Source organism: Polaromonas vacuolata (assembly GCF_012584515.1).
GTDB classification, from domain to species: Bacteria; Pseudomonadota; Gammaproteobacteria; order Burkholderiales; family Burkholderiaceae_C; genus Polaromonas; species Polaromonas vacuolata.
On sequence record NZ_CP051461.1, the window covers coordinates 3,738,176 to 3,755,480 of the forward strand.

Consider the following 17,305-nt stretch of genomic DNA (forward strand, 5'->3'; position numbering starts at 1 on the left):
TGGCTTTTTGAGCGCCCTTTTAAGCCTTTGTTAGAGATTTATTTTGGCCATAACGCCCATAGCCGCAAGGGCTGATTCATACGGGCAGCAAACAGTCCAGCCTGATCCCCAGTGCCGGCAAAATAATCGGCCCGCACAGCGCCGACGATGGCACTGCCTGTGTCCTGCGCAAAAACCAGTCTTTGTAAATTGGCGGCCGGGCCGCGCGAAGCCAGCCAAACCGGTGTGCCGTAAGGAATGCTGGAAGGATCGACTGCAATCGAGCGACCCGGCGTGAGCGCCACACCTTGCGCGCCGCGCGGGCCGAAGGCGGAGTCCAGCGGGGTGAGAGTTTCTTCTTGAAAAAAGATATAGCGCGGATTGCTCCACAGCAGTTGTTGCACGCGCTGCGGATTTTGTGCCGCCCAAGCCTTAGTCGCTTCGGGCCAAGGATTAACCCGGGTCACGCCCTGACTGATTAACCACTGGTTAACGCTGCGGTAAGGCTGCTCATTGGAGCCAGCAAAAGCCAATCGCGTGACGCGCTCACTGCCATCCGCAGCGGTGATACTGATGCGACCAGAGCCCTGTATGTGCAGCAGCAACGCGTCTATAGGGTCGGCCAACCAAGCAATCTCCCGCCCCTGCAGGGCGGCACGCGCCTCAGGCAGCGTCTCTATTTCCTGCCGGGTATACCAGGGCTTGCGTGCAGCCAGCCCCGCCGGTGGACGGTAAAGCGGTACCTCAAAACCCGGCGCTCTTTGGCGACTGGCCTTGATGAGGGGTTCAAAATAGCTGGTTAACTGACCGGTTTCAGGGCCGGCTAGAGACTCGATACGGTAGGGCTGCAGCCGGGTCAGCAGCCAGACGCGCTGCTCCTCGGGCGTGGCGATGCTTAGCCGCCTGACCTGCGAGCATAGTGGTGCGAACACCGGACCGGGCCGCTCGCAGCTTTTAATCCAAGCGTTCCAAGCCTCGAATAAAGGATCTTGACCCAAGCCGGGCAGTTCCGCCCAGCGCACCGGCACCCAGCGACTTTTCGTCGTGACGCGGGGCGAGGGTAAAGGTGCGTTGTCGTAGTGACTGAGCTCGCGGCTCAACTCGGCGGTCAACATGTCATCCATAGCGGCTGGCAAAGGCGCAGCGAGAACCTCGGGCACAACAGAAACTTGTGGCGCAGTGGGTGTGACGCCACAAGAAGCTAGCCACAGCGTGCTGGCGATAATCAAAAGAGTTTTGACAACTTGAGGAAAGCGCGATATGTACCTGCTACTGCTAGAAGCCTTTGGCGCCATGGTGTTACTCATCCTTATTGTGTGGTGGACCATGTTTTCCGGTCGTGAAAAGGGCGAACTCAAGGCAGATCCGCCCGAAGAAGAAAAAATCGTGGCCGAACCCAAGCCAGAACCCAAGGTTAACCCAGAGCCAACTGACCGAACCTGATTCAAGGCGCTGGCCCAATCTGCAGGCGTGAGCTCAATCCTGACTTGGGTGAAACGAGACTCAGGCACTGCGCAGTACGTTGGCTAGCTCGACCGCGGACTTAACCCCCATTTTTTCAAATACCCGGGAGCGGTGAACCTCAACCGTGCGCACGCTGATGTCGAGCTGATCGGCTACCAGCTTATTCGGCAAACCATCGACGACTAAGCGCATCACATCGCGCTCGCGCTCAGTCAAACCAGTCAAACGCGCCTGCAGACTGCTCGCTTGACTGTATTGGTTTAACGCCGCCGCAGACAGTGCCAAAGCCTGTTCAACCCGGTCCACCAGCGCATTGTCAGAAAACGGTTTTTCGCAAAAATCGAAAGCCCCTTTTTTTACCGCCGCTACAGCCGTCGGCACATCCGCATGCCCGGTCAAAAATATGACTGGCAACACAGGCAAGAGGCCGTAGTCAATCAGTTTTTCAAACAAGCTCAAGCCACTCATGCCAGACATGCGTACATCGAGCAGCAGGCAAGACGGCGCGCGCACCTCGAACTGCTCGCCCATGCGCGCATCAAATGCTTCGCCGCTGCCAAAGGTCTCGCTTTGCAGGCGTCGCGAGCGCAGCAGCCAAGCAAGCGCATCGCGCACACCGGTGTCATCGTCAACAACGTAAACCATGGCGTTTTGGATCGGTTCCATTTGTTCACTCTCACCAAAAAATTAAAAACATATAGCCTTAGCTTAGTAGCCGTTGGATAGAGAGGCCGGCAACCGGCAAAGTAAAACTAAACACCGTGCCGCGCGGCAAAGCAGCCTCGAAATTGAGTACCCCGCCATGCTGCTCAATCACCGTGCGGCAAAGGCTCAAACCCAAACCCATACCTTCGACCCGAGTGGTGAAGAAAGGGGTGAAAAGTTGGGCTGCGACTTCGGCAGGAATGCCCACGCCTTGGTCTATCACCGCGAACTCAACCCAACCGCTGCTGTCGCTAGAAATAACCGGCTGCACCCTGAGAGTGAGCAGACGCGGCATATCAACCGCCAAGCCCTGCATGGCCTGCATGCCGTTGCGCGAAAGGTTGAGTAAGACTTGCTCGACCATGGTGGTGTCGCACAGCACGGCTTCGCAAGCCGGGTCAAGTTGCATCTCCACTCGCACCGAGAGCTTACGCGCCTGCAAGCCAATCAGCGGCATCACGGCATCGAGCAAAGCGCGCGGCTCAATCGCTTCGCGCGACTGATCGCGCCTACGCACAAAGTCATGCACGCCGCGTATCACCTTGCCAGCACGCTCAGCTTGCTGGGCAATACGGCCCATGGCTAACTGCAAATCAGTCGACAACAACTGCGTCGCCTGTGCCCCCGCGTCGCCCGACTGCGCATGGTGTTTGATCAGATTGAGCGAGCCGGTGGCGTAACTAGAAATAGCCGCCAAGGGCTGATTTAATTCGTGACTGAGCAAAGACGCCATCTCGCCGACCATCGCCAATCGGGCGGTGGCTTGCAGCCTATCTTGGCTGGTACGCGAGAGTTCTTCGACCCGCCGCTGCTCGCTCACATCAAGAATCGCGCTCATCCAGCCGGTATGTTTGCCAACCTCGTTTATCAGTGGCGCCTCCATGATGAGCACCGGAAAACGCGTGCCGTCAGCGCGCATAAAAACCGACTCATGGCCCTGCAGCGGAGCGGTATCGCCGGCAAACCGTAGGGCTTGGCGCTGTTGGTAGACTTCCGCCATCTCGGGTGGCCAGTAAGGCGAAGGCAGACTTTGGTTGAGCAAGTCGGCGGCTGGCAGACCAACCATTTTGCAAAAAGCCGGGTTGACGTAAGTGATGCGCCCGCGCAGATCGCGCGCGCGCAGCCCGGTCAACAAAGAGTCTTCCATGGCTTTGCGAAAAGCCAACGCTTCGCCAAGATCATGCTCGACTTCTAGCCGCTTACGCATGTCGCGCGCCAACAAAAAAAGCACCGCCAGCAAAGCCAGCGTCATGGTGCCGACCAAGGCGGTGAGAACATTCGGGAAAAAAGCCGGCCGACTTTTGCGACTTTCAAAACGCAATACCAAGGTGTTACCAGGCAGGTCGACCAACTGCTGGGCGACATAAATTTGGCGGCCCGGCATAGGCAGGCCGTAGAGCGCCAAACGGGTGCCGTCAGCCTCGGTAAAAGACAGGCTTTGGCCGCGAATGAGTTGCTTGCCAACCAGCTCGGCCAACATGCCTTGCAACGAATAAGTCGCCACGCTGTAGCCCATGAGTTGGCCGCTGCGCAAAATCGGCAGACACATGTCTAGCATTTCAAAACCCATACCATCGGCCTGAGGCATAAAGTAGCTCACCGAATAAGCCGGTCCGCTCAAACGTCGCGCCGCATTACAAGCGAGCGCAACATCGGCCTGCGCGCTGCTTCGACCGAGTCGCTGGAACACCGCGTTGCGATAGGGCGTATCAGCAAAAGCCAGCACCTGAAGGTCAGGGTCGCGCCACTCTAGGCGCATGATTTCACGGTGTTCACGCAGCAAATTTGTGGCTGGTGGCAGCCAGTCCTGCTCGGCTAAATCAACGGCATGCAAACTCTGGATATTGCGTGACAGCGCAGAGCGGATATCGGTGGCGGCCTCAGATGCATCATGCTCGAGCTTGGCCTGAATTTGACTGGCCTCATAGCGACCCGACAACCAAACCAGTGTCGCCAACAGGCAAAGCACCAACACCAACAGCAGCAGCCATAAAAAAGAGCGCCGAGTGCCAACTTGCCAGTAAGCCCAACGCAGAGCATGCAAGCGCTTGAGACCGGCAGCCAGCGCTTTCACAACTACTTGGCGACCGGGGTAATGCGTGGATCAGACCAACTACCGTCAATGAGAAACTGCTTGGTAGCTGCTTCTGTCAACGGGGTACGCAGAAAATATTGCGCTAAAAATGTTCCCAAACCTATGGCTGGATTGATCGCCGTTGCGATCAAAGAGGCGGTACCGGCATTAATTTCTGGCACCACCACCACCCGTATGTCTTGGGTTTCTTTGGCAATATCAGCGCTACCTTCCATCAACACGGCAGCGTTTACACCCTTCATCTGCAAGTTGTTAGTTGACGCCAGTCCTTGCTTGATGTTGACGTCGCCGCGCACAAAATCAAACGCAAAGCCTTGGGAGAACACATCCCTGAAATCAAGCGTGAGACGGCGCGGCAGCGACTGCAGGCTAAGCACACCGAGTAACTTAGCTATGCCGGGCTCGGCCTTGAGAAACTGGCCGGATTCGACATTGATGTTGAACTGCCCATTCATACTGGGATAGTCCAAGCTTAGGGGCGATCCCAGCCAAGCAATCTGGCCTTCCATCTTGCCTTTGCCACTGCGTATTAGGCCGGGCATGCCAAAGCGCTTAAGCAACTCACCCGAGTCAGCAATATCAAGCCGGAAATTCATCACCGTGCGCCGCGTGTCCGAGCCGTTTCGCGCCGCCACAGGACCGGCTTGGGCATTGACCGCCGCCCAGTTGCCCGAGGCCGTCAGCGTCGCTTCAGGCATGATTAAGTTGAGCTTATTGAGCCGCCATTCACGCGCACCCAAAGCCGACGACGGCTGATTACGGTTAACCGCTTCGATTTCGACTCGACCCAAGCGTCTGCCTTTGAGTTCAAAATCATCGACAACAATGTCCAGCGAAGGAAGACTGGCGGGCTGCTGATCGAGAATATTTTCCACATCAGTAGCGCTGCTTTGTTCGAGCTTTAAACGCGACAAACGCGCATAAAGTCGACCTGCAGCCGTCGGCGCACTCGCGCCGGGTTGACGAAATTCAACATAGCCATTGAGCTCGTCAGCGGCGATATTGGCGCGCCAGTTAAGACCTTCACGCGAACCACCCACCACCACATGGTTGAGTTGTCGCCCCTGCAGCACCAAGGCTTTGGCGCGTATCGCCATTTGCGTGGGCAGATAAGTCTGAGCCGCGTTCGCCGTGTTGATGGCATTGGCTGCTTGTGCAAAGTTGCTTGAATTCGCAGTATTTACTCTATTTGCTGTAGTTGGAGTGCCATTAGTCGCCACCCCGACACCCACCACCGCACTTAAGGGCACACCAGCAGACGCTGACAATACCCTTTCCCACTTATCCATGTCCAGACTGACCAAGTTGATATTCGCACCAACGCCAGCGACCGGCTCCGGCACCGACTCACCAGACTCTAGACCTACGCCAATACCGCCGCGCAGCACGCGAGGGACATCGGTGCTGACGTCGCGTATAAAGGTGGCGGACACCAAAGTGCCCACGCTCAGACTAAGTCGGTCTTGTAGTTTTTGTCCTGGCGCTAGCGACTCGCGCAGCAAAGTGTTTTCAAAGCGTATTGGCAACAGCGTATCAGCGGTCTTATTCAAAGGCGCAGGCAAATTAAGCGCCATGCCTTGCAAATTGCTGGCCACCGAGACCTCGGCCAAACCGCGCCTAAAGCCCAGCGTCGCCGTATAGGCCGCCGTACCACTGGCGTTTTGCGCTAAGCGAGCCCCAAACCCTAGCTCGCTGGCCTGCCGCAAGGCGTCCGAGCTAAGCGTGCCTTGAGCCCGGAACGCAATCACCGGCTCGGCCTCCACCGCATTCGGTGCGGCGCGCGGCGCCGGTCGGCTACCGCCCTCAAAACGCATCTCACCGCCCAGCACGCGAGCCTGTGCGGCAGGAATATTAAAGCCGCTCTCGGTGAACGTCAGCTGTCCTTTTAGTCGGCTGAACAGCGGCACGCTAGGCATTAGCTGCAACTCGCTGTTGGTCAACGTTAAGCTGCCCTGAACGCGGGATTTATCGATTGTTGCGAGCGGCAAACTCAGGCGCAGATCAAGCTCACCTGCGCCGCTGGCCGTCGCCTGATCAAGCACTCGGCGAGTCAAAGCGCTAAGCGGTGAACTGTTGACAAAGGCCAGCGCATCTTGCACCTGACCCTTGACGCCCAGATTGACCTCAACCGTCGCCGAATGCATCAAGTCAGGTATGCGTGCATTACCCTTGACCACGCGCAGAGACGAGGCGCCGGCTAGCTTGGCACTGGCGGCATTAATTTCTAGCGCGGCGCGATTAAACAGCAACTCGGCTTTGAAGTCGGCCAGCGGCGGCCAGACGCCTAGCTTGCTGTCCGCATCGGTTTGTATTGACTTGGGCACATAGGCAAAAATGCCATTTTTGACCTTGGCAGAAATCCTAAATTCACCGCGCGAAGCATCAACAAAAGGAACTAAATCTATCGGTCCAGAGACCTTGAACTTGACATCGCTGACATCGCCTTGGAGCACCGCATCGCGCACATAGCGGCGCACCAGTTCCGGCAGCACCAGCGGCAGATAACGGTGTACGCGCGCGCCAACGCCGCGGCTAAGACTGCCTTGCAAATCTAGATGCCCTAGGCTTTCATGCGCTGCAGCCGTCTCAGGCGAGCGCCAGCGGGCTTGGAACTGTCCTTCTGCGTCTGGAGCAGAAAACTTCACATTGCGCAGCTCAACATCGGCCTTACCGCCAACTAAGCGCCACTGCGCGTCCAGCGACAGTTGGTCAAACGGCACCCGCACATCCTCAAATACGCCAGGAAAATCCAGTGCACCGCCGGCAAGACTCACACTGAGCTTGCCACCGTCTTGGTTCACATCAAAGTCCAGATTGGCTCCCTCAATACCGGGTCGGCCGGGCAGGGGGTGAGGTGTAGCGCCGGTCGACAGCAAAGGATTGGCCTTGGCGGCAAGCACCAGCGCGCTGGCACTGCCCTTGACCGAAAAGCGTCGGGTGACGTCGGCATTACCTTGCCAGCTGACCTGCACTTTATCCACCAACCCCTTGGGGGCAAGGGAGTCGATTAGTGCGCGGTTCTTGCCACTTAAAGGCAGGCTCTTGGCGATCTGAGCCAGCGCAGCCAAATCTAGTCGGTCGCCGGTAAGGTCAATTTGCTGCGCGTCGCTGCCAGCACCGGTATACAAAAGCGATACATTGCCGCCTGGCCACTGCAAGCCGTCATAGGTTTTAAACGCCAGGTTTTCAGTGCTTAAAGTCACTCCAGCAACACGCTTTTTTCCTGTGAAGCGCCCGCTCACCGAGTCGAGTGTCAGCGGCAACAAGTCCTTACCCAGCTGCACTTGAACATTGGTCAAAGCAGCGTCTACTGTGGCCGATACCAGCTGGCCCGCAGCCACATCGGCCCACAGGCGCAAGCCGCCTTGACCACTCTCCAAATTCATACCCATGCCCATGCTACCTAGATCGGCATACTGTTTTAAAAGAGAAATATCAACCCGGCTGAGATCGGCGAAAACTTCACCCGACCAGTCGGCCCAGCGTGCCGCATTGCCAGAGAGCAAGGGTTGGTGAAACTGACCACGTAGACTAAAGCGCTCGCCCCACTCGGGCGGCGGGGTTGCATCTAAGCGCATTTGATGATTGCGCCTGCCGTTGCGCAGCACGGCATCGACTTGCGTTAACGCCAGCGGCGGCATATGCCGTGTCTCGTCTATCCAGCGCAGCGTGCCGCCGCGGATAGCGAATTCCGTTTGTGAAAAAAACCAGTCAGCTGCGCCACTTGGCTCGCCCTGGCCTTGGGCCAAATCTAAGCCGCCGACATAGATTTTCCCGTCAGCGGTGCGGCGTATGTCGAGCTCGGCTTGCTCTAACACTAACTGCTCAAAACCCAAACCCCAAAGCGACGTCGGCGTCAGCGAAGCGAGCACGCGTGGCAAGCGCAGCGCCTCACGTCCAGCGGCATCGAATAACAACACATCTGTGAGTTCAAACGAGGGAATTAAGCCGCCAGAACGCGCACTGATTGCGCCAATACTCACCCGCATGCCCACGGCCTTGGTGGCGACTATTTCAAGCCTTGGGCGAAATTCTTCGATTCGCGGCACAATCAAACTGAGAATAATTGCCCAGCTAAGTGTAACTAAAAGTACCAACACTAACACCATCCAAAGAAACACTCGCGCGGTTTTAGCCAGCCAAGCAATACGCTTTGACGAGGCTTTATCGCGGGCTAGTTGAGGTGGGTTGCTTTGATCCATTGGCAAACAGATTATGACCGTCAGCAAAGAACTTATTGCCCGCTACAAACATGAAGGTTTATTAATCAGTCGATGCTCCACACCACCGCCAACCATCCCGAGAATGCACCGGACTTGACCGCTTCTAACTACTCACGCTTTGCGCAGCGCATTCGTCGCCGCTATGCTGGCGAACTTGGCTATCTCCCGCCAGGCGCGCCCCAGCGAGTAAGCATGGACTCAACACTGTCTGCGCTGCGTGCCCAAGGATTAGAAGCCGGCGCGGCGCTGCGTGTGCTGCGGCAACTGGTGACTGAACGACTGCTGGTGCTCGATTGCGATGCTCAACCGGGTCAAATCACGGCGCTGAGGTTGGTAACCGATGCCATGACGGCGCTTGCCGAGCTGGCCTTGGATGTAGCGGTGCGCGAGTCTAGCGCCACACTTGACGCGATTCATGGCGCACCGCAAATAGCCGGCAGCAACGGCGAGCCAGACCACAGAGCTCAGATCTGGATAGTTGGCATGGGAAAACTTGGCGCAAGAGAGCTCAATGTCTCTAGTGACATTGACCTGATTTATGTCTACGACCAAGACGGCGAAACCGCTGGTGATGCCCAAGGTCAAGGCAAGATCACCAACCACGAGTACTTCGCGCTTCAAGTAAAAGCTATTTACGCACTGATTGGCGAGACTACCGAACACGGTTTTGTATTTCGCGTCGATTTAGCGCTGCGCCCGCATGGTGGCTCGGGGCCAGCCGCCATATCGCTCAGCGCGCTGGAAGACTATTTTCAGACTCAGGGCCGCGAATGGGAACGCTTTGCCTGGCTCAAAAGTCGGGTTGTCGCGCCGCAAGAATGTCTAGACAACAACTCTGCACAAGCCATGCGCAGCTCAGTGCTGCCGTTTGTTTTCAGACGTTATCTGGACTACAACGTGTTTGACGCACTGCGCACGCTGCACCGGCAAATCCGCGAGCACGCAGCCAAGCGCAGCGCCGGTCATCCAGAGCGCGCCAATGATGTGAAGATCTCGCGCGGCGGGATTCGTGAGATAGAGTTCACCGTGCAACTACTCCAAGTCGTGCGCGGCGGCCAGTTTCCAGAACTCAGAACCCGCTCGACCATAGACGCGCTAAGCCGGCTTGCCCATGCCGGTTTAATGCCGCAAGAAAGCGCTGACGCACTAGCCGAGGCCTACACGTTTTTGCGCCGCGTCGAGCACCGAATTCAATACCTAGACGATCAGCAAACCCACGCTTTACCGACTCGCGATGAAGACTTGGCCTGGATTGCCCAGACACTGAACTACCCCAACTGCGCCAACTTTTTAAGCGATCTGGACACCCACCGCGAATTCGTAGCGGAAGAATTCGACAAGTTGCTAGGCGGCAAACCTGTCTGCAAAAGTTGTACAAAAAATAGTTGCGTGCAACTTCCTTTACTGGACGAGTTACTAGGTAAACCGCCAGAAAAATGGCCAGAACAGTTTCGTAAACGGCTCTCAGAGTGGCGGCAAAACAGCAAGGTACTCTCGCTGCGTGACGACTCACGTGCACGCTTAGCGCAACTGATTTTGCGCACCGCTGACTGGTTGAATGAAGAAAAAGTCAGCGAACTCGCGGCCATACGCTTGTTGGATTGGATGGAGTCACTGCTGCGCCGCGAAAGCTATCTGGCCCTGCTGTTAGAGCGTCCAGCGGTGCACGAGCGCATGCTACGCATGCTGGGCGCCGCGCGTTGGCCGGCGAGCTACTTGTTGCTACACCCCGGAGTCATCGATGAGCTGGCCGATAACGAAATGCTGCATCAGCGCTTTGACGGCGTCGCTTTTTGCGCCGCGCTAGAGCAGCGCATGGCGGCCCTCAAGCGCACTAACGAGGATGACGAGGAAACCAGCTTAAACCTACTGCGCCGTGCCCACCATGCCGAGGTGTTTTGCACACTGGCACGCGACATCGAAGGCATACTCACCGTCGAACAAGTCGCCGACGACCTGAGCGCGCTTGCCAACGCCGTATTAGCCACTAGCGCACACTGGTGCTGGCAGCGTCTAAAAGTCCGACACCGCGACGATCCGGCCCTGGCCATCATCGCCTACGGCAAGCTGGGCGGGCGCGAGTTAGGCTACGGTGGTGACCTAGACTTGGTGTTTGTTTACGAAGACGATCACGAGCAAGCTAGCGAAATTTATGCCGCCTTTGTCAGAAAGCTGATTAACTGGCTAAGTGTAAAAACCGGCGAAGGCGACCTGTTCGAGATAGACACCGAACTCAGACCCAATGGCCACTCCGGCCTACTGGTGACTAGCTTTGACGCCTTCACCCGCTACCAATTGCAACGTGGCAACAACACCGCCTGGACCTGGGAACACCAAGCCATGACGCGGGCCCACTGCGTGCTAGGCGACGAACGGCTGCGTGAACGTTTCGAGCAAATACGCCTAAACGTCATCAGCGCCAAGCGCGACCGCGAACTGCTGCTCAAAGAAATTGAAAACATGCGCACAAAAGTGCATGCGGCCCATCCCGTACGGGGCGGAAAATTTGACGTCAAACACAGCCAAGGCGGTATGCTTGACGCCGAATTTGCGGTGCAGTTTCTGGTTTTGACCGAGTCAGGCCAGCACAGCGAGTTGGCCCAAAACATGGGCAATATCACGCTGATGATGCGCGCCGAAGCCGCTGGTTTACTTCCAGTCGGTGTCGGTCAGCGCGCAGCCGACGCTTACCGCCAGCTGCGCCGAGTCCAGCACCGGGCACGACTGAACGAAGAAGCCACCCAAGTCATGCCGCCTGCGCTCGCCTCAGAGCGACTCGCCATCACCGCACTTTGGGACGCCGTATTTAAAGGTTAATTAACATTAATTGCTAGCCGCCTCGGGTGCATGATTTAATACCGCGCATGACGGCATATGTACACACCGGGCGCGGAATCACGCTGGCACTTGCTATGGCCTTGGCCCTAGCAGGCTGCGCCGTCAATCGCCCACCGGCCAGCCCCAGCATTCTTAGCTCTACCCCACCCGAATGGTATGCCGCTAAGGTCAAACCAGACGCTAGCGCGACCGCTGATGCAGTCAACAAGACACCCGCTAGCAGTGACCTGCCAAACGATATCCGTCTGAGCCAGTTGACTAACTGGTGGCAACTACAAAACGATGCACTGCTGCTCGACTTGATTCAAGCCGCTCAAAATGCCAGCCCCAGTTTGCTGACTGCACTGGCCAACATTACCCAAGCGCGCGCCAACACCAGCATCGCCCAAGCCGCCTTGCTGCCAACACTGGACGCCTCGGTCAGCACTAGCCGCAGCTTGGCTGGACCGATCAATCGCGCCGCCGCCGCGCCGGCCAGTCTGCAGCAGCTTGGCCTACAGACTAGTTGGGAAATTGACGTCTTCGGCAGAGCCAGCGCCAACCGCGATGCGGCTTCTGAGCGCCTGCTAGGCGCCGGTGCGCGGTGGCATGCGGCGCGTGTCTCGGTAGCTGCAGAAGCGGCCAGTCAGTATTACCAATTGCGCAGCTGTGAAAGCCAGCTACGCATTGCCCAAGCCGATACCCGCTCGCGTGAGCAAACCTCGGCACTCGCCGGACTGGCCGCAAAAGCTGGTTTTGAATCCCCTGCTAACGCCGCACTGGCACGCGCTGGCGCGGCCGAAAGCCGTGCGCGCAGCACCTTGCAACGCGGCCAATGTGAGCAAGGCATTAAGGCCTTGGTAGCGCTCACAGCAATGCCCGAGCCAGAACTAAGAGAAAAACTCGCCCAAGCCCCACTGCCACCGCCGCAACAGGCCTTGCTCGCGCCCGACAGCCTACCGGCTCAAGTGATTAGTCAGCGACCCGATGTTTTTAATGCCGCACGTGAAGTCGCCGCCAGCAGCTTTGAAGTGGCCAATGCACGCGCCGAGCGCTACCCGCAGCTGAGTCTGTCCGGCAGTATTTCTAGAAATAAGACCTTTACCCGTAATCAAGGCTTAGATTTCAGTACTTGGTCAGTCGGCCCGTTATCCCTGAACGTGCCGCTGTTTGACGGCGGCGCCAACCAAGCGCATATCGCCTCAGCCAGAGCGCGATACGAAGATGCCGCCAGTCTTTACCGCGGCACGGTGCGTCAAGCGGTGCAAGAAGTAGAGCAAGCGCTGGTGATGCTGCAAAGCAGCGCCGACCGCAACGATGATGCGGCGCTAGCAGCATTGGGCTTTGAGACCTTTTTTGACGCTACTGAGGCGCGCCAGCGTGCTGGACTGGCCAGCTTGGTCGATTTAGAAGACGCTAGGCGCAGCCTGCTAAACGCGCAAGCCGCAGTCGCCAGTTTGGCACTGGAGCGGCGCAAAGCCTGGATTGCGCTCTACCGCGCACTGGGCGGCGGCTGGTCTAGTGCCTCGGCCATGCCAGCGGCTATGACATTTCAAGACCTCGTCTCGCCTTGAGCGGCCGACACCCGAAAAGCAACTGATAAGCACCTGACAAATAACTGGCACCATGAAGAAACCCCAACGATCAACCGCCATTTTTTTGCTGATTCTCAGCGCTTTGCTGCTGGTCGCCATGGCAACATTTTTCTATCTCAAAACCCAGCGTCAATCCGCCAAGACCAGCCCGACCAAACCAGCACTGACGGTTAGTACAGCCGCGCTAGAGCAAAGCCTGTTGCCGCAGCGGCTCAGTGCCAACGGCGCTATTTGGCCTTGGCAGGAGGCAGTTATCGGCAGCGAAGCCGGCGGCCTGCGCCTGACCGAAGTGCGCGTCAATGTCGGTGACCAAGTCCGCAAAGGCCAAATATTGGCGACGTTTGCGATTGAATCTGTGCAAGCCGAAGTCGCGCAAGCCCAAGCCAGTCTGGCTGAAGCCCAAGCCAATGCGCTAGACGCCGCTGGCAATGCCGAGAAAGCCCGCAGCCTGCAGCGCAGCGGTGCGCTGAGCGAGCAGCAAATCAACCAATTCCAAACCGCTGAAAAAACCGCCAGCGCGCGCATGCTTTCAGCCCGCGCCATGCTGGAAGTGCAGCAAGTCAAACTCAAGCAAACTAGGCTACTAGCGCCTGACGACGGCGTGATCTCGGCGCGCAATGCCACCTTGGGTGCGGTAGTAGGCGCTGGCAGCGAGCTGTTTCGCATGATTCGGGGCGGCCGTCTTGAGTGGCGGGCAGAGGTCACGTCTAGCGAGCTAAGCCGGATCAAGACCGGTATGAGCGTTAATTTACTGGCCGCTAACGGCCTGCCAATAAAGGGCAAAGTGCGCATGATTGCGCCTACCGTAGACCCTCAAACCCGCCTGGCCTTGGTGTATGTGGATTTGCCGCTTCAAGCTGGCGCACCGAACGATCCAGCCGCGATTCGGGCCGGCATGTTTGCCAGCGGCGAGTTTGAAATGGGAAAAACCATGGGTTTGACCGCAGCCCAGCAATCAGTGTTGGTGCGGGACGGCTTTAGCTATGTTTACACCTTGGGTGAGGATGGTCATGCGCGCCAACTCAAGGTGCAAACCGGACGCCGTTTTGGCGAGCGCATAGAAATTCGTGAAGGTCTGGCGCCAGGTGCGGTACTGGTCACTAGCGGGGCTGGTTTTCTCAACGACGGTGACTTGGTGCGGGTTGTCAATCCGCCCATGCCGCCAACCGCATCGACTGCCGCCAATCCAGTGCCGACCAAGCCGCAGCCATGAATTTTTCTGCCTATTCGATCAAGAATCCAATACCAGCAATCATGCTGTTTGTGCTGCTGACGCTGGCCGGTTTGCTGGCCTTTAAGTCCAGCGCAGTACAGGATTTCCCAGACATAGAGCTACCCATAGTCACCATCACCGCCACCTTGGCAGGAGCTGCGCCGGCGCAGCTCGAAACTGAAGTGGCGCGCAAGATCGAAGACTCGGTGGCTACTTTGCCGGGTATTAAAAACATCTACACCAGCGTGCTCGACGGACTGGTGCAGATCACGGTGGAGTTTGTGCTGGAAAAGCCAATCGCTGAAGCCGTCAACGATGTGCGCAACGCTGTCGCCAGAGTTCGCGCCGACTTGCCCAGTGAATTGCGCGACCCTTCGGTCACCCGGTCTCTCACCGCCGGTAAGGTAGTGCTGACCTTTGTGGCTGCACCGGCCTTGATGGCGGACGGTAGTCCGAGCGCCATTGACGATCAGGACTTGAGCTGGTTCATAGACGACAACGTCAGTAAGCGCCTGCTCAGTGTGCCCGGCATAGGCGCAGTTAAACGCATGGGCGGCGTGAACCGAGAGGTACGCATTACGCTTGACGCCGACAAGATGGCGGCACTCAAGGTCAGCGCCGCCGAGGTCTCGCGCCAATTGCGCTTGGTGCAGCAAGAAGCACCGGGCGGGCGCGGCGATGTAGGCGGTGCCGAGCAATCAGTTCGCACCATTGCCACGGTGATGTCGGCGGCCGAACTTGGCCGACTCGAGTTACCGCTGGCTGATGGCAGGCGCATTCGCTTGGACCGCATAGGCACAGTCGTTGACACGGTGGCCGAAGCGCGATCTGTGGCGCTACACAACGGTAAAAAAGTCGTTGGGTTTGAGATTTTTCGCAGCCGCGGCGCCAGCGAACTAGATGTCGCCAAGGGCGCACGCGATGCGGTGGCCGAGTTGCAGCTAAGCCGACCCGCTGTGGCCATCACCGAAGTCATAGACAACGCCCAGCCGGTAGAGGAAAACTTCCAAGGCTCTATGGACCTGCTCTACGAAGGTGCACTACTGGCCACGCTGGTGGTGTGGTGGTTTTTGCGCGACTGGCGCGCGACGCTGGTAGCGGCTGCCGCGCTGCCGCTGGCAGTGATACCGACTTTTCTAGGCCTTAAATACTTTGGCTACACGCTCAACACCGTCACCTTGCTGTCGCTAGCCTTAGTCGTGGGGGTGCTGGTTGATGATGCGATTGTCGAGATTGAAAACATTGCCCGTCATCTGCGGATGGGAAAAACGCCCATGCAGGCGGCACTAGAAGCTGCAGACGAGATCGGCCTAGCGGTGATTGCCACCACTTTTGCGCTAGTCGCGGTGTTCCTGCCAACCGCCTTTATGTCGGGTGTGCCCGGTCTATTTTTCAAACAGTTTGGCTGGACAGCGGTGCTGGCCATACTCGCCTCGCTGCTGGTGGCGCGGCTACTCACACCCATGATGGCGGCCTATCTACTCAAACCCACCAGCGAAACTGAGCAAGCCGACAGTTGGTTGATGCGGCGCTACATGCAAATCATGCGCTGGTCGCTGCAGCACCGGTTTATCACCATGACCGCGGCGACACTGTTTTTTGCCGCCTCCATGTCACTGGTCGGCCTGCTGCCAACTGGTTTTGTGCCCGCCGCGGACAGGGCGCAAACTCAAATCAATCTAGAGCTACCACCAGGCAGTACCTTGGCACAAACCGGATTGATCGCCGAGCAAGCCAGACTGGCGGCCATGCAAGTTAAAGGCATCACAGGCGTTTTCAGCTCCATAGGCGGTGGCTCTAGTGGGGACGATTTCGCACCCGGTGCGGCGGCTGAGGCGCGCCGCGCCGTGCTCACACTCACGACCGTGCACCGCACTGATCGCAGCGAATCCATGGCCGATCTGGAACAACAAATTCGCGACCGACTCGACCAAATTGCCGGCGCACGCTTTAACGTTGGTCCGCCCGACATTGGCGCGAAGATGCAGCTGGTGCTGCGCAGCGAAGACCCGGTAGCGCTGACCGCTTCGGCACAAAAAGTCGAGCGCGAACTGCGCGGCCTCAAAGGCGTTGGCAATGTGAGTTCAAGCGCGGCGCTGGTGCGACCAGAAATCATAGTGCGGCCCAACTTTGCTCGCGCTGCCGACTTAGGCGTGACTGCCGCCAGCATTGGCGAGACGGTGCGTATCGCCACTGCCGGCGACTATGACACCAACCTCAATAAACTCAATTTGGCCGAGCGCCAAGTGCCGATTCGCATCAAACTGCCGGACGCAGTCCGTGCCGATCTGGCGGCCATTGAGCGGCTAACTGTGCCCGGTAAAAATGGCCCAGTGATGCTGGCAACGGTGGCGAGCGTGCGTATGGAGTCGGGCCCAGCGCAGATTGACCGACTCAACCGCAGCCGCAATGTCACGCTGAATGTGGAGCTGGGTTCGCGCAGTCTGGGCGAGGTCAATGCCGAAGCCCGCGCACTGCCGTCTGTGCTGGCACTGCCGCCCTCGGTGCGCATCGCCGAGTTAGGTGACGCGCAAGAGATGAAGGCGTTGTTCGCCAGCTTTGGCCTGGCCATGCTGATTGGTGTGCTGTGTATCTACGGTGTGCTGGTACTTTTATTCAAAGACTTTATGCAGCCGGTGACGATTCTCGCGGCGTTGCCGCTGTCCATCGGTGGCGCTTTTGTAGCTTTGCTACTGACTGGCAAGGCCTTGTCTATGCCGTCCATGATTGGCTTGATCATGCTGATGGGCATTGTCACTAAAAACTCCATCTTGCTAGTGGACTATGCACTGATAGCGCGGGCCGCCGGTATGGACAGGTTTGAAGCCTTGGTAGACGCCTGCCACAAGCGCTCTAGGCCTATCATCATGACAACCATTGCCATGGGCGCGGGCATGATGCCTCTGGCCTTGGGCTGGGGTGCAGATCCAAGCTTTCGCTCACCCATGGCGATAGCGGTGATTGGCGGACTGATCACCTCGACCTTGCTCAGTTTGTTAGTGGTGCCCGCCGTGTTTACTTATGTGGATGATGTCTCTGATTGGCTGGGCCGACGTTTACGTTCATCCAAAGCTTTGTGATTAGCGTATTGGCAGGGCGCTAGGACTAGCTCAAACAGCTAGGCGGCGCGTTGTGTACATTGATCCAAAGATTACCGGCTAGCAACAGCGGTTTTTTGTAACCCAACCGCGACCTATTGGTAGGCGGCTTTTGC

The 17,305-nt window shown here is 57.7% G+C and carries 9 protein-coding genes; 5 read left to right on the plus strand and 4 right to left on the minus strand.

The annotated features are described in order from the left end of the window. Positions 1–38: 38 nt before the first annotated feature. Positions 39–1,307 (minus strand): murein transglycosylase A, encoded by a 1,269-nt coding sequence (gene mltA, locus HC248_RS17015; RefSeq protein WP_168923517.1) that lies wholly within the window; start codon positions 1,305–1,307, stop codon positions 39–41. Between mltA and HC248_RS17020 the strand changes: the two genes are divergently transcribed. Next, positions 1,240–1,422 (plus strand): hypothetical protein, encoded by a 183-nt coding sequence (locus tag HC248_RS17020; protein WP_168923518.1) that lies wholly within the window; start codon positions 1,240–1,242, stop codon positions 1,420–1,422. The two genes, mltA and HC248_RS17020, sit on opposite strands and share 68 nt — an antisense overlap. Before the next feature lie 60 nt (positions 1,423–1,482). Here HC248_RS17020 and HC248_RS17025 read toward each other — a convergent pair whose 3' ends face one another. The 3 genes from HC248_RS17025 to HC248_RS17035 are packed head-to-tail and all read right to left on the minus strand — an operon-like array spanning position 1,483 to position 8,445. Continuing rightward, positions 1,483–2,109, minus strand: coding sequence for a response regulator transcription factor (locus HC248_RS17025; protein ID WP_168923519.1), 627 nt, complete (start codon positions 2,107–2,109; stop codon positions 1,483–1,485). Between the two features lie 37 nt (positions 2,110–2,146). Then, on the minus strand, positions 2,147–4,213 hold the full coding sequence (locus tag HC248_RS17030) for a two-component system sensor histidine kinase NtrB (protein ID WP_238342841.1): 2,067 nt from the start codon (positions 4,211–4,213) through the stop codon (positions 2,147–2,149). An 11-nt stretch (positions 4,214–4,224) separates the two neighbouring features. Further along, positions 4,225–8,445 carry a YhdP family protein gene (locus HC248_RS17035; RefSeq protein WP_168923520.1) on the minus strand — a complete coding sequence of 1,407 codons (4,221 nt, stop codon included), beginning with the start codon at positions 8,443–8,445 and terminating at the stop codon, positions 4,225–4,227. Positions 8,446–8,517: 72 nt separating this feature from the next. Between HC248_RS17035 and glnE the strand changes: the two genes are divergently transcribed. From glnE to HC248_RS17055, 4 genes are read left to right on the plus strand one after another with little or no spacing between them, the layout of a single operon-like run. Next, positions 8,518–11,283, plus strand: coding sequence for a bifunctional [glutamate--ammonia ligase]-adenylyl-L-tyrosine phosphorylase/[glutamate--ammonia-ligase] adenylyltransferase (gene glnE, locus HC248_RS17040; RefSeq protein WP_168923521.1), 2,766 nt, complete (start codon positions 8,518–8,520; stop codon positions 11,281–11,283). A 47-nt stretch (positions 11,284–11,330) separates the two neighbouring features. After that, a complete protein-coding gene (locus HC248_RS17045; RefSeq protein WP_168923522.1) occupies positions 11,331–12,857 on the plus strand; it encodes an efflux transporter outer membrane subunit in 1,527 nt (508 codons plus the stop codon). Positions 12,858–12,909: 52 nt separating this feature from the next. Continuing rightward, a complete protein-coding gene (locus HC248_RS17050; RefSeq protein WP_168923523.1) occupies positions 12,910–14,091 on the plus strand; it encodes an efflux RND transporter periplasmic adaptor subunit in 1,182 nt (393 codons plus the stop codon). Beyond that, the gene (locus HC248_RS17055) at positions 14,088–17,171 is read left to right on the plus strand and encodes an efflux RND transporter permease subunit (protein ID WP_168923524.1); all 3,084 of its coding nucleotides are present in this window, start codon (positions 14,088–14,090) and stop codon (positions 17,169–17,171) included. The genes HC248_RS17050 and HC248_RS17055 overlap by 4 nt, the downstream gene beginning before the upstream one ends. The last annotated feature ends 134 nt before the right edge of the window (positions 17,172–17,305 follow it).

Excerpts from the sequence above, each read along its gene's own strand:
- HC248_RS17045 (WP_168923522.1), top strand. The coding sequence starts at position 11,331 with ATGACGGCATATGTACACACCGGGCGCGGAATCACGCTGGCACTTGCT.
- mltA (WP_168923517.1), bottom strand. The coding sequence starts at position 1,307 with ATGGTCCACCACACAATAAGGATGAGTAACACCATGGCGCCAAAGGCT.
- HC248_RS17035 (WP_168923520.1), bottom strand. The coding sequence starts at position 8,445 with ATGGATCAAAGCAACCCACCTCAACTAGCCCGCGATAAAGCCTCGTCA.
- HC248_RS17020 (WP_168923518.1), top strand. The coding sequence starts at position 1,240 with ATGTACCTGCTACTGCTAGAAGCCTTTGGCGCCATGGTGTTACTCATC.
- glnE (WP_168923521.1), top strand. The coding sequence starts at position 8,518 with ATGCTCCACACCACCGCCAACCATCCCGAGAATGCACCGGACTTGACC.
- HC248_RS17025 (WP_168923519.1), bottom strand. The coding sequence starts at position 2,109 with ATGGAACCGATCCAAAACGCCATGGTTTACGTTGTTGACGATGACACC.
- HC248_RS17055 (WP_168923524.1), top strand. The coding sequence starts at position 14,088 with ATGAATTTTTCTGCCTATTCGATCAAGAATCCAATACCAGCAATCATG.
- HC248_RS17050 (WP_168923523.1), top strand. The coding sequence starts at position 12,910 with ATGAAGAAACCCCAACGATCAACCGCCATTTTTTTGCTGATTCTCAGC.